The sequence below is a fragment of the Nonlabens ponticola genome, from assembly GCF_003966335.1.
Lineage (GTDB): Bacteria > Bacteroidota > Bacteroidia > Flavobacteriales > Flavobacteriaceae > Nonlabens > Nonlabens ponticola.
On the sequence record NZ_CP034549.1, the window covers coordinates 860,543 to 872,692 of the forward strand.

Genomic DNA, 12,150 nt, shown 5'->3' on the forward strand with positions numbered 1-12,150 from the left:
GTTCCCGACCCTGATTATTAATTTGAGGTTGCAAAAGTATCATTATTTTAATTATCAACAAGGTGTCTTTTTAAATAATTACTTTTGGCTCTTAAAATTCTAACTGCATGACTTTCAAAAAAGTACTCCTTATTATGCTTGCCACGATAGCCTTTTATTCTTGTGAGGATAACTTGGACGTGGACAACAAGCCAGCGATACAGGCATTGCGCAATAACGAGTTCTTTGATGCTAGAGAGATGAGTGCCACCACTAATAGTGATGGTACCGTGACTATTGTTGGTCAAAGCGTACAGGATCGATTGGAAATAAATATCTCTTCATCAAATCCCAGTATCTATGTACTGGGACAAGGAAGTCCTAATGAGGCAAAATATACCGTTAACAACAGTATAGTTTTTTCAACTCGTACAGGAGACAGCAACGGTGTCGTTGAGGTTGAGCCTAGTCTTGAGGACGGCACTATCTCGGGAACTTTTAACTTTATAAGCTTTTTGCCTAATGCTACAGACACGTTGGTTATGCGTCGTGGTGTGTTCTATCAGGTGCCATTCGGTTCTCAGGTTGGATCTAGTGTAGTTAACAATTTATCCGCAAGAATTGCTGGCGAGAACTTTAGACCTACTAGTGTGAACCCGCAAAATAATAATGACCTTGTAACCGTCACAGCAACAGGTAGTACGCGACAAGTGGTATTGAGTTTTCCTGATAACATTGCCGTAGGATCCTATGATATCAATGGAGATGGAGATATCGCCGCAGCGCTAGTAGTAGATGGCAACCAGAATGCCGCAGTGTCAGGTAGGCTAGAGGTAACATCAGTAAATAGGGTCAACGGCCAGGTGAGCGGTACATTTGAGTTCCTTACAGAGCCGCCAACGAGCATCAATGTCACCAACGGTACTTTTACCGTTACCCTATAATTTAAGGTACATAAATTTACCGCTGTAATCGATGACAGCCTTGCTCGCTACCAGGAAATCTGCGCCCAGCAGTCCTTGAATAGAACGCATGCCTTCGGCCTTGAGTGCGGTGTTGATAAAGGTCATGTCCATGGAGAGTAGCGTGGTATCCTCATCATTCCAATCGCCTAATTCCAGCATGTTGTTATGAGAGATTCTAGGACGCAGCGAGCCACTTGCGGTCCCTATTTCTTTACCCATAAACTCTGTCGTGAGGTCAAAATCCTTGTATAACGCTTGATCGACGCATGTTGCACTCGCGCCAGTGTCAATAATAAACCTGCCTTGATGTCCATTTATGCTTGCTTTGGTCACGATATGACCACTCTTTTTGGATAGGCGTATGCGATGTTGCACATAGCCTTTATCAAGTAACAGTTTTTTTAAAGAGGTCATGTGACTTTTGAGAATTACGCTTTCGCGAAAGCAAAATTATAACAACCCAATCTAACAAGGCACTATTTTATAAACACTACATGATGTGGTTGACAAGTGAGCCGAATATCTTTGCACCATGATATTGACAGATACACACACGCATTTATATAGCGAGCAATTTGACGAGGATAAACAGGAAATGATTCAGCGTGCGATGGATCGAGGCGTACAGCGTTTTTTCCTACCAGCAATTGATGCGAGTTATACAGATAGTATGCGTGAATTGAAAAAGGCTTTTCCCGAGAATTTTTTCCTCATGAGCGGTTTGCATCCTACACATGTGAAAGATGAGGATATGAATGAGCAATTAGACCATGTCTATGCCCAACTGCAAACTGGTGATTATGTAGCGGTAGGTGAGATAGGCATTGATTTATATTGGGATAAAAGCACGCTGGATGTACAGGTAGCAGCTTTCAAGAAACAGATAGAATGGTCACTTGAGTTTGAGTTACCCATAGTAATTCACTGTCGTGATGCATTTGATGAGGTGTTTGATGTGCTGGAACAATACAAGAACACAAAATTGCACGGTATTTTTCACTGTTTTACAGGAACTCAAGAGCAAGCACAGCAAGCGATAGGTTATAATATGAAATTGGGAATAGGTGGCGTAGTAACTTTTAAAAATGGTAAGATTGATAAGTTTTTAGAAGAAGTGCCGATCGAGCATATTGTACTAGAGACTGATGCACCTTACTTATCACCTACACCGCACCGCGGCAAACGCAACGAGAGTGCTTATCTTAAAATTGTGGCTCAAAAGGTGGCTGACATCTATGGTTTAAGCCTTGAAGAAACAGCGCGCGTTACCACCTTAAATTCTCGTGAAGTCTTCGGTTGCTAGATGATGGTTTGCTTACTTTTGAAGACACTGTAAAATCCCCTAGTTTGTCTTCTTACAACGATATTAGATTCTTTAATGATCCAGAAGTGATTGTCGCGCTCAAGAGTGCCGTGCGTCACCCGATGATTAAGGAATTGTTCAAATACACTTTTCCTGATAAAGATCAAGAAGAGATCAAAAAGATCGTGTTGAAGTGCGAGAGTATTGATGATTTTCAGCGTGAAGTCATTAGCAAAACGGTAGAGCGTATTCTTGAAGACACGTCGGCTGGATTGACGACGAGCGGTTTTGATGATCTTGACTCTAACACATCCTATTTATACATCTCCAATCATAGGGATATAGTTTTGGATACCTGTTTGCTCAATTACAAGTTGTTTGAATATGACTTGATACGCACGGCAAATGCCATCGGCGATAACCTTGTGACTAGACCATTTGTAAATGCATTGAGTAAATTGACGCGCAATTTTACCGTCAAGCGCGGTGGCACACCTCGAGAGACGCTAGTAAGTAGTAAAAAGCTGAGTCAATACATCGAGAAATTATTGAAAGAAGATAAGCGCAGTGTCTGGATCGCGCAGCGACAAGGAAGAACTAAAGATGGTAATGATCTTACTGAACAAGGCGTGCTCAAAATGATCGCGCTAGCTGCTGGCAAACGGCCGGTTGCTGATTACTTGAACAGCTTGCGCATTATTCCTGTATCGATTTCCTATGAATATGATCCTACAGATTTGCTCAAGGTGCCAGAATTGCTTGCCAAACAAGCTGATGAGGAATACATCAAATCAGAAAATGAGGATTTCAACTCCATACTTAAAGGTGCGCTGGGTCAAAAGAAACATATCCATATCCATGCTGGCAAGCCGCTAGATATAAAGGATACTGGTGAGCCAACTAACGCATTGCTTCAAGATGTGGTGGACCACTTAGACACCACTATCCAGAAAAATTACCATTTGTGGCCTACCAATTACATCGCGCACGATTTGTTGAATGATGCCAAAGAACACCGTACACATTACACAGATAAAGACCTAGCTCAATTTGAACGCAGGTTGCGACTGCGCGTTGATGTGAGTGACAAGGATGCTGTCAACAGTTATTTATCAATGTACGCACGACCAGTCACTAATAAACTATTTATAGAACAGCCGCATGAAGCCTAGGATTTTACTCATCTATACCGGAGGTACGATAGGTATGATCAAGGATCCAGAAACGCAGGCGCTCAAATCTTTCAATTTTGATGAGTTGCTGTTGCATATTCCAGAGATCAAATTGCTGGATTGTGAGATAAGTACGACCTCGTTCAAGCAACCTATCGATTCGTCAGACATGAACATTCATCACTGGCGCCACATAGGCGATGTGATCCATGATGCATACGATGATTATGAGGGTTTTGTGGTATTGCACGGTAGCGATACGATGTCCTATACGGGTAGTGCGCTTAGTTTCATGTTTGAAAACCTTACCAAGCCCATCATTTTCACAGGTTCCCAATTACCTATTGGTGACTTGAGGACAGATGCCAAAGAAAATTTGATCACCAGCCTGCAGCTCGCTATCCAGCAAGAGCGTGGCAAGCCAGTGATTCAAGAAGTCTGCATTTATTTTGAATATCAATTATATCGAGCCAACCGCACGGTCAAGGCAAATGCTGAGCATTTTGAGGCTTTCAAGTCGCCCAACTATCCGCCGCTTGCGATAAGTGGTGTGATGCTCAATATTGATAAGTCATTGTTGTGGCAAGGTGATTATGATTATTTAGCTTTCGCGAAAGCTGACAAACCCAAAACACCTAAACAAAAAGAAAGGATGTTCTACCGTCCAGAATTTGTGGACAAAGTAGTGGTACTCAAAATATTCCCTGGAATAACGCAAGCTGTGGTAAGTGCCATTTGCAACATAGAAGGCATCAAGGGAATCATTCTTGAATCCTATGGCAGTGGCAACGCGCCAACTGAGGATTGGTTCCTAAATACAATTGTGAGCGCTATAAAAAAAGGAATTAAAGTAGTGAATGTTACCCAATGTCATGGCGGTAGCGTGATGATGGGTAAGTATGAGACCAGTGTACAGTTGTTGTCTATGGGCGTCATATCAGGCAAGGATATCACCACCGAGGCTGCGCTTGCCAAAATGATGTATCTACTTAATTATGCGACAGATAAAGAGACATTCTCTAGCTATTTTACCAAGTCCTTGAGAGGTGAGCTTACCGAATAGGATATTGCTTGCTCAACAGTTTATAAAATTGTAATCTTGCACCATCTAGTGAGGTGGCCGAGCGGTCGAAGGCGCACGCCTGGAAAGCGTGTAAACGGCAACGTTTCGAGGGTTCGAATCCCTTCCTCACTGCAACGTGATAAATCCCAATTCTTAGTTTAGAATCGGGATTTTTTGTTTTTGGTTGCAATTGGGAGTTGAGGATGCCTCAGGAAAAATCTTTGTTTTATTACAAGTATTATTCTGATATCTGAAAATTATTTCCAATGAAATAGCTTGTCAAGATCTGGAAATGGGCAATTAATTGCTTCTATAGGTTTAATGTTTAGGGTGATTTTGTTTTCGCGAAAGCGTAATTACAACGATCCATACCTCTATATGATACGTATGTAAACGATAGAAAGATATTCATTAGGCGTTACTAAAGTCAGGCCTCGCTCATAAGGGTAAAATAATTCAATACCTAATGCTTAATAATTCGGTTTGTAAGGAAGAAATTATATATTTAGCCCTTTGTTAGAAAATTACATAAATCAATAAATTTTAAAATGAAACGATCACTTTCAATTTTGTTCATGGCAGTCGTTATGGTATTAGGTATGTCAACTACTGCGACGGCAACTACAACAACTACAACCGCTGCGGTTACTACTATGGTAACAACGCAGGATGAGCCAGCTACTACAGAGAATGTAAGCTTTCACCAGGAACTCAAGAAGAGATTCATTGAAGGTGGCCCAATCTTTATGTCTATCGTACTGGTTTGTTTGATTCTAGGTCTTGCAATCGCTATTGAACGCATTATTTATTTGAACCTATCCACTACGAATTCAAAGAAGCTAGCTGCTGATGTTGAGGAAGCATTGAAATCTGGTGGTATCGAGGCTGCTAAGGATGTGTGTCGCAACACAAAAGGTCCTGTTGCTTCTATCTACTATCAAGGTCTTGACAGAGCCGATGAGAGTGTTGAGGCTGCTGAGAAAGCTGTCGTGGCTTACGGTGGTGTTCAAATGGGACAACTTGAAAAGAACGTATCATGGGTATCCTTGTTTATTGCTCTTGCACCTATGCTTGGGTTTATGGGTACGGTAATAGGTATGATCAAGTCATTTGATAGTATTGCCGAGGCTGGTACTATGGAGCCTGCACTTGTTGCAACAGGTATCAAGGTAGCACTTCTTACAACCGTATTTGGTCTTATCGTAGCGATCATCCTTCAAATCTTTTACAACTATATCGTTGCAAAGATTGATAGTATCGTGAACGACATGGAAGATGCTTCTATTACTCTTATCGACATCCTTGTAGACTACAAGAACGGTAAGCTGTAAGTAACCCTTTAATTTATAACTCATTATGCTTTTACATAAAGTTTTAAAATATCTATCGCTAGTCTTATGTCTAGTAGCGGCAGGTTTCTTTATTTACACCTTGAGTGTAGGTGATGAGCCTATCCAGATGGACGATACTGGTAGCGTTCAAAACGCGACCATCGCACCTATGATGTACATTGCTTACATCACTATGGCAATTATTCTTTTAGTAGTATTATTCTTTGTTTTTGTTAATCTATTCAGTAGTCCCGAGGCTCTTAAAAAGTCGCTATTATCAGTTGGTATACTTGTTGCGATAATTGCTATTGCATACTTTGTTTTTGCAACGGGTGATGATGTGAGCAACTACACGCTTGCAGATGGTGAGACACTATCCGCTGGAGAATCAAAGGCAATAGGAGCGGCCATATGGACGTTCTATATAATAGCAATCCTTGCCGTAGGATCCATCCTATTTGCTGGGGCTACTAAATTGATAAAAAGATAAATTATGGCTAGAAGATCTGCACCCGAAGTAAATGCTGGATCTATGGCAGATATAGCATTTCTGCTATTGATATTTTTCCTGGTAACTACAACTATTGAAGTTGATAGTGGTATTCCTAGTAAGTTGCCACCACCGCTTCCAGATAACGTAGAGCCACCTAAGATCAAGCAAAAGAACATTTTTCAGGTTCTTGTGAATCAGAATAATCAACTGCTTGTTGAGGATGATGTAATGGAAGTAAAGGATTTGACCGAAGCTGCTGTTGCATTCCTAGACAATGGTGGTGGTGAAGGTCGTGATGCATGTGCCTACTGTCAAGGTGATCGTGATCCAGAAAGCTCAGACAATCCTAAGAAAGCCGTAATTTCTCTAGTAAATGATAGGCAAGCTACCTATGCGATGTACACGACCGTTTTCAACGAGTTGGTAAAAGCATACACCACCTTGCGTAATCGTGAGTCTAGTCGTCGTTATAACGAGACCTATGAGTCTATGTATATGCGTTATAAGGAATGGCCAGAAACAGAAAAGGAAACTCCAGAATACGAGAAGCTACAAGAACAGATTGATGAGATACAGGAATTGTATCCTCGTAACCTGTCTGAAGCAGAACCTCAAAATATTTAATCAATGTCAAAGTTTAAAAAGCAAAAGAGCGGCGATTTACCAGCTATTTCTACAGCGTCTTTACCAGATATTGTATTTATGCTTCTGTTCTTTTTCATGGTTGCTACCGTGATGAGAGAAGATGAATTGCAGATTGAGAATAACTTGCCTTTAGCAAATCAAGTTGAAAAACTTGCCGCTAAAAACAAGCTAGTTTACATCTACATAGGGAAGCCTAGCGCACAGTATCAAGCGAGATATGGTACTAATGATGTCATCCAGTTGGGTGATAAAATATCAACTGTTAGCGAGGTACAGACTTATGTGAACACGCGCAGGAACGACATGCCAGAAGATATACAAGACGAGATGATGGTATCTCTTAAGGTAGATCGCAATTCTAAGGTAGGTCAACTTACTGATGTCAAGCAGGAACTGCGTGATGCGATGGCTCTTAAGATTAACTATACGGCAAAACAAGGTGACCCAATGCGCAACGTGCGTAACAGGTAAAACCTGACAATTTATAATTTACAGGAACCACCTCAAGTTGAGGTGGTTTTTTATTGTTATCTATCTAGATCAACTATCTTTATTTTATGAAAAAGGCGCTCCTTAGCTTTTTGTTTTTACTCACTTGTTTTCTATCGCATGCACAGCCGCCTAACCTGCCACGCGATGAGAATGCTATACCTGATGTGGTGGATAGCTTATATAGAGAAGATCAGTTTTATATAGGACTGTCCTTCAATCTTATAAATAATGAACCTGACGATTTTTCCCAAAATGGTTTCTCTGGTGGTCTTCATGTAGGGTTTATACGTGACATGCCTATTAATAAGCGTCGCAACGTTGCTATAGGTTTAGGCTTGGGTCTTTCTACTAATACGTATAACTCCAACCTGTTTATAGGCGAAGTTGCTGGTGAGCAATCTGTTTTTTCTATTCTTGACGAGAGCGAGATCGATTTTAATACAAATCGTTTCAATACCAATCTGGTAGAAGTTCCCATACAGTTGCGCTGGCGCACGAGTACGCCTACCACTTTCAATTTTTGGCGTATCTATTCTGGTATAAAGCTAGGATACATTTACTACTTCAAATCCTCGTATAGATCCGATACGCAACGATTCACGCAAACGCGCGTTGATGAGCTCAATAGAATACGTTATGCCGCCACTTTATCAGTTGGTAATGGTAGTTTCAATGCTTTTGTACACTATAATCTCAACACCTTGTTTAACGATAGCGCCAGGATTGATGGAGCGGCAATTAATTTGCAGCCTATCAAGTTTGGGATAGAGTTCTACTTACTCTAGTAGATATAATAGATCGACACGATAACTTGTGGTATAATCCCTAAAGCTGTTCCTATTGCAAGTTCATAGCCATCGTGAGCCTTCATGGATAATCTTGAAGTGGCGGTTAATCCTGCTATAAGAATTAGTGACGTGATCAAATAAATTAAATTGAGTTCCAGTACGATTGCTAGCATAATGATAAAAGTTGTGGCACCAGCTACAGCCATCATGTGTAAACTACACTTGAAGTGAACGATACCTAGTACAAGCGCGGCTACGCTGCTCATTAGAATCCCTACATAAAAATAATAGAGAGCGAAATCTGTATCGTCGTCAAGAATTCCTTTAAGTAAAAAGATGATGAGAATACAGTAAACCACTAAAGGTATAAGCCTATCTTTTACATTAGGCAAGTGAATACTATCCACCTTTTTCAAGATTTTTAGAGCAGTGTAAGCAAGCAATGGCAGTACCATTGTAACCACTACAATCATATACATTTTAAAGTCCAGCGACGGCTCTTGATTTATACCTTGATAACTCAAGTACCATATGGACACCGCAGCAGGCACAAAAAGCGGGTTCACAACATAGCTCCACGCTTTTAGAAACCACTTCATAGGCTATATTTCCTTACGTAGTCTAGCTACTGGTATGTCTAGCTGCTCACGATACTTGGCAACTGTACGTCGTGCGATGGGATAACCTTTTTCTTTGAGGATTTCGGCTAGCTTCTGGTCAGTGAGTGGTTTTTTCTTGCTTTCCTCACTGATGACTGTCTCAAGAATCTTCTTGATCTCTCGCGTAGATACCTCTTCTCCATCAGTATTTGTCATGGATTCAGAAAAGAATTCTTTGATCAATTTAGTACCGTAAGGTGTGTCAACATATTTTGAATTTGCTACACGTGATACGGTAGAAACATCCATATGGATCTCGTCTGCAATATCCTTGAGAATCATGGGTCTCAAGTTGCGTTCATCTCCTGTTAGGAAATATTCTTTTTGATAGTTCATGATGGATGACATGGTCATAAACAATGTCTCTTGGCGCTGTTTGATGGCTTCTATGAACCATTTGGCACCATCAAGCTTTTGCTTGATGAACATCACCGCATCTTTTTGCGATTTGGTTTTTTCCTTGGCTTCCTTGTAGCCTTTCAGCATGTTGGAATAGTCACGAGACACGTGCAACTGTGGTGTGTTGCGACCATTAAGTGTTAATTCTAGCTCACCATCTTTTATACGTATAGCAAAATCTGGAACCACTTGCTCCACAATGCGTGTGCTGCCGCCAGCATAGGAGCTACCAGGCTTAGGGTTTAAGTGGCTTATCTCATCAATGGCATCGCGCAATTGAATCTCGTCAATGTTATACTTTGCGAGTAACTTCTTGTAATGCTTCTTGCTAAATGCATCAAAGGATTCACTCACCATCTTCAAGGCAAGATCTGTTGTTGGATTGTTACGCTTTCGCGAAAGCTGAATCACTAAACACTCCTTCAAATCTCTAGCGCCTACACCAGCTGGATCCAGATCGTGCACGACTTTAAGAACGCGCTCCACGGTCTCAACATCAGTATAGATGTTCATGGTGAAGGCAAGATCATCTGTAATATCCTCGAGCGATCGTCGTATGTAACCACTACTGTCGATACTGCCCACAAGAAACTCTGCGATGGCACGATCGTTATCACTCAACCTGCGCGTGTTTAATTGATCTTTAAGCGTTTGGGTAAAGGATTTGCCGGATGCATACGGTATGCTGGTTTCCTCATCGTCCGCGCTGTAATTATTGGCTCTGGTGCGATATTCTGGTATCTCATCGTCACTCAGGTAGTCATCGACATTGATTTCAGGCTCTGGTGCCTCGTCATAATCATTCTCGTTTGAGAACTCGTCATACTCATCATCACTTTTTTCCTTGCCGTTATCCAGCGCTGGATTTTCCTCAAGCTCTGACTTAACGCGCTGTTCAAAAGCCTGTGTAGGCAGCTGTATCAACTTCATGAGTTGTATTTGCTGCGGCGATAGCTTTTGACTGAGCTTGAAATTTAAGGACTGTTTAAGCATGTTGGTTTACTTGGACTGCTAAAAATAGAGAAAGCGATCAGGAATTAGGGTAACGAAATTATAAATTAATCCTTTCAGCTTTTTTTCTACCATCATGATATGAATTCGTTGAAATTTTATTTTTACCAAAAAGCCCAATCGCTTGAGATTGGGCTTTTGTTATTTAAGACGTGACAGTAACCAGCTTTTAAAAAGCCGCATTACCAGGTGTGCGAGGATAAGGAATTACATCTCGTACATTGCCCATGCCTGTAACAAACATCACTAGACGCTCAAATCCTAGTCCAAAACCGCTGTGCGTCACACTACCAAATTTGCGCATTTCCAGATACCACCATAGTTCTTCTTCTGGGATGCCCATGGTATCCATTTTTTGCTTGAGCACATCATAACGTTCCTCACGCTGTGATCCACCTACAATCTCACCAATTCCTGGGAACAAGATGTCCATCGCTCGCACGGTCTCGCGACCTTCGTTATCCTTATCATTAAGCCGCATGTAAAATGCCTTGATTTTAGCAGGATAATCAAACAGAATTACAGGGCATTTAAAGTGCTTCTCTACTAGAAAACGTTCATGTTCTGATTGTAGATCTGCGCCCCATTCTTCAATCAGGTATTGGAATTTCTTCTTTTTGTTAGGCTTCGAGTTTTTGAGAATGTCAATCGCCTCAGTATAACTCACACGCTTAAAGTTGTTCTTAAGAACGAACTCCAGTTTTTCCTTGAGTGGCATCGGGCTACGCTCTGCTTGCGGCTTTGACTTCTCTTCTTGTGTGAGTCTGTTTTCTAAAAAGTCAATATCATCAGCACAGTTCTCCATGACATACTGGATCACATCCTTGATAAAATCCTCAGCAAGATCCATGTTGTCCTGCAGGTCATTAAAGGCCACCTCGGGCTCAATCATCCAGAATTCTGCTAGGTGGCGTGAGGTGTTTGAATTCTCTGCCCTAAAAGTTGGACCAAAGGTGTACACCTGACCCAAGCCCATCGCATATGTTTCGGCTTCCAGTTGCCCAGAAACTGTGAGATTAGATTCCTTACCAAAAAAATCCTTCTTATAATCAATAGCGCCATCATCAGTAAGCGGTGGATTTTTAGGATCCAGCGTCGAGATACGGAACATCTCGCCAGCGCCTTCTGCATCGCTACCAGTAATGATTGGCGTGTGCGCTTGATAAAAACCTTGTTCTTGAAAATAGCGGTGTATCGCAAACGATAATGCGGCACGCACTCTCATCACCGCGCCAAAGGTATTGGTACGCACCCTCAAATGCGCCTGTTCTCTAAGCGTTTCAAGATTGTGACGTTTAGGCGAGAGTACCGTTTTCTTCACATCTTCAGGATCAGCTGGTGCGAGAACCTTTACCTCACTAGCCTGCAATTCTACTCGTTGACCTTTTCCTTCACTTTCTACCAGTGTTCCTTTAACAGCAACGGCTGCGGCGATGTTGATTTGATCCAGTAACTCACGATCCATAGTTTCTGGATCAACCACACACTGTAAGTTATGGATGGTCGAGCCATCATTAACGGCAATAAATCGGTCATTTCTAAAACTGCGCACCCAACCCTTTACAGTTATTTCCTGCATGCTAGGATCAGATTTAAGTAGAGCGGCTATTCGTTTCATATAGGTTGCTTGTGAGTGCGGCAAATATAAATTTAATGACCGCCATTGTCAATCAATCAACCCATAAATAGCGGTTGATGTGTTTGTAGGGTAGTTGTTGCGGTTACGCTTTCGCGAAAGCAAAATTATCACCATCTCAAAAGGCTCGAGATAGTCACTGTTCATATCTCAAAATCATTCAAACAAACTTGATGACTGGTAAGTAACATAGCAAAGAAACTAGAATTATGAA

General features: G+C 41.4%; 13 protein-coding genes and 1 tRNA gene. 10 read left to right on the forward strand and 4 right to left on the reverse strand.

Features of this window, described 5'->3' with window-relative positions:
* Positions 1 to 107: 107 nt before the first annotated feature.
* Positions 108 to 923, forward strand: coding sequence for a DUF6252 family protein (locus tag EJ995_RS03910; protein WP_126445809.1), 816 nt, complete (start codon positions 108 to 110; stop codon positions 921 to 923).
* Here the strand turns inward: EJ995_RS03910 and EJ995_RS03915 are convergent.
* Positions 918 to 1,358: a retropepsin-like aspartic protease family protein gene (locus tag EJ995_RS03915; RefSeq protein ID WP_126445811.1), complete on the reverse strand. Its 441-nt coding sequence runs from the start codon at positions 1,356 to 1,358 to the stop codon at positions 918 to 920. The two genes, EJ995_RS03910 and EJ995_RS03915, sit on opposite strands and share 6 nt — an antisense overlap.
* A 118-nt stretch (positions 1,359 to 1,476) precedes the next feature.
* Here EJ995_RS03915 and EJ995_RS03920 point away from each other — a divergent pair, with 118 nt between their 5' ends.
* From EJ995_RS03920 to EJ995_RS03960, 9 genes are all read left to right on the forward strand, one after another.
* The gene (locus EJ995_RS03920) at positions 1,477 to 2,247 is read left to right on the forward strand and encodes a TatD family hydrolase (RefSeq protein WP_126445813.1); all 771 of its coding nucleotides are present in this window, start codon (positions 1,477 to 1,479) and stop codon (positions 2,245 to 2,247) included.
* A 44-nt stretch (positions 2,248 to 2,291) separates the two neighbouring features.
* A complete protein-coding gene (locus tag EJ995_RS03925) occupies positions 2,292 to 3,419 on the forward strand; it encodes a 1-acyl-sn-glycerol-3-phosphate acyltransferase (protein WP_126445814.1) in 1,128 nt (375 codons plus the stop codon).
* Positions 3,409 to 4,482 (forward strand): asparaginase, encoded by a 1,074-nt coding sequence (locus tag EJ995_RS03930; RefSeq protein WP_126445816.1) that lies wholly within the window; start codon positions 3,409 to 3,411, stop codon positions 4,480 to 4,482. Before EJ995_RS03925 ends, EJ995_RS03930 begins: the two co-directional genes overlap by 11 nt.
* A gap of 47 nt (positions 4,483 to 4,529) precedes the next feature.
* Positions 4,530 to 4,614, forward strand: a tRNA-Ser gene (locus tag EJ995_RS03935).
* Between the two features lie 416 nt (positions 4,615 to 5,030).
* Entirely contained in the window at positions 5,031 to 5,813 is a 783-nt protein-coding gene (locus EJ995_RS03940) for a MotA/TolQ/ExbB proton channel family protein (RefSeq protein ID WP_126445818.1), read from the forward strand.
* Between the two features lie 25 nt (positions 5,814 to 5,838).
* Positions 5,839 to 6,303, forward strand: coding sequence for a hypothetical protein (locus EJ995_RS03945; RefSeq protein WP_126445820.1), 465 nt, complete (start codon positions 5,839 to 5,841; stop codon positions 6,301 to 6,303).
* A gap of 3 nt (positions 6,304 to 6,306) precedes the next feature.
* Entirely contained in the window at positions 6,307 to 6,930 is a 624-nt protein-coding gene (locus EJ995_RS03950) for an ExbD/TolR family protein (protein ID WP_126445822.1), read from the forward strand.
* 3 nt (positions 6,931 to 6,933) lie between these two features.
* Positions 6,934 to 7,422, forward strand: coding sequence for an ExbD/TolR family protein (locus tag EJ995_RS03955; RefSeq protein WP_126445824.1), 489 nt, complete (start codon positions 6,934 to 6,936; stop codon positions 7,420 to 7,422).
* Positions 7,423 to 7,508: 86 nt separating this feature from the next.
* Positions 7,509 to 8,228: a porin family protein gene (locus tag EJ995_RS03960; protein ID WP_126445826.1), complete on the forward strand. Its 720-nt coding sequence runs from the start codon at positions 7,509 to 7,511 to the stop codon at positions 8,226 to 8,228.
* On the opposite strand, the gene EJ995_RS03965 is transcribed toward EJ995_RS03960, so the two are convergent.
* The 3 genes from EJ995_RS03965 to asnS all read right to left on the reverse strand — a co-directional run bounded on the left by EJ995_RS03965 (position 8,225) and on the right by asnS (position 11,918).
* Entirely contained in the window at positions 8,225 to 8,830 is a 606-nt protein-coding gene (locus EJ995_RS03965; RefSeq protein ID WP_126445828.1) for a hypothetical protein, read from the reverse strand. The two genes, EJ995_RS03960 and EJ995_RS03965, sit on opposite strands and share 4 nt — an antisense overlap.
* 3 nt (positions 8,831 to 8,833) lie before the next feature.
* Positions 8,834 to 10,282, reverse strand: coding sequence for an RNA polymerase factor sigma-54 (rpoN, locus tag EJ995_RS03970; RefSeq protein WP_126445830.1), 1,449 nt, complete (start codon positions 10,280 to 10,282; stop codon positions 8,834 to 8,836).
* A 187-nt stretch (positions 10,283 to 10,469) separates the two neighbouring features.
* Positions 10,470 to 11,918, reverse strand: a complete 1,449-nt coding sequence (gene asnS / locus EJ995_RS03975) for an asparagine--tRNA ligase (RefSeq protein ID WP_126445832.1) — start codon at positions 11,916 to 11,918, stop codon at positions 10,470 to 10,472.
* Positions 11,919 to 12,150 lie beyond the last annotated feature (232 nt).

Coding starts and splice junctions, on each gene's coding strand:
- EJ995_RS03910 (WP_126445809.1), top strand. CDS start 108: ATGACTTTCAAAAAAGTACTCCTTATTATGCTTGCCACGATAGCCTTT.
- EJ995_RS03915 (WP_126445811.1), bottom strand. CDS start 1,358: ATGACCTCTTTAAAAAAACTGTTACTTGATAAAGGCTATGTGCAACAT.
- EJ995_RS03920 (WP_126445813.1), top strand. CDS start 1,477: ATGATATTGACAGATACACACACGCATTTATATAGCGAGCAATTTGAC.
- EJ995_RS03930 (WP_126445816.1), top strand. CDS start 3,409: ATGAAGCCTAGGATTTTACTCATCTATACCGGAGGTACGATAGGTATG.
- EJ995_RS03940 (WP_126445818.1), top strand. CDS start 5,031: ATGAAACGATCACTTTCAATTTTGTTCATGGCAGTCGTTATGGTATTA.
- EJ995_RS03945 (WP_126445820.1), top strand. CDS start 5,839: ATGCTTTTACATAAAGTTTTAAAATATCTATCGCTAGTCTTATGTCTA.
- EJ995_RS03950 (WP_126445822.1), top strand. CDS start 6,307: ATGGCTAGAAGATCTGCACCCGAAGTAAATGCTGGATCTATGGCAGAT.
- EJ995_RS03955 (WP_126445824.1), top strand. CDS start 6,934: ATGTCAAAGTTTAAAAAGCAAAAGAGCGGCGATTTACCAGCTATTTCT.
- EJ995_RS03960 (WP_126445826.1), top strand. CDS start 7,509: ATGAAAAAGGCGCTCCTTAGCTTTTTGTTTTTACTCACTTGTTTTCTA.
- EJ995_RS03965 (WP_126445828.1), bottom strand. CDS start 8,830: ATGAAGTGGTTTCTAAAAGCGTGGAGCTATGTTGTGAACCCGCTTTTT.
- rpoN (WP_126445830.1), bottom strand. CDS start 10,282: ATGCTTAAACAGTCCTTAAATTTCAAGCTCAGTCAAAAGCTATCGCCG.
- asnS (WP_126445832.1), bottom strand. CDS start 11,918: ATGAAACGAATAGCCGCTCTACTTAAATCTGATCCTAGCATGCAGGAA.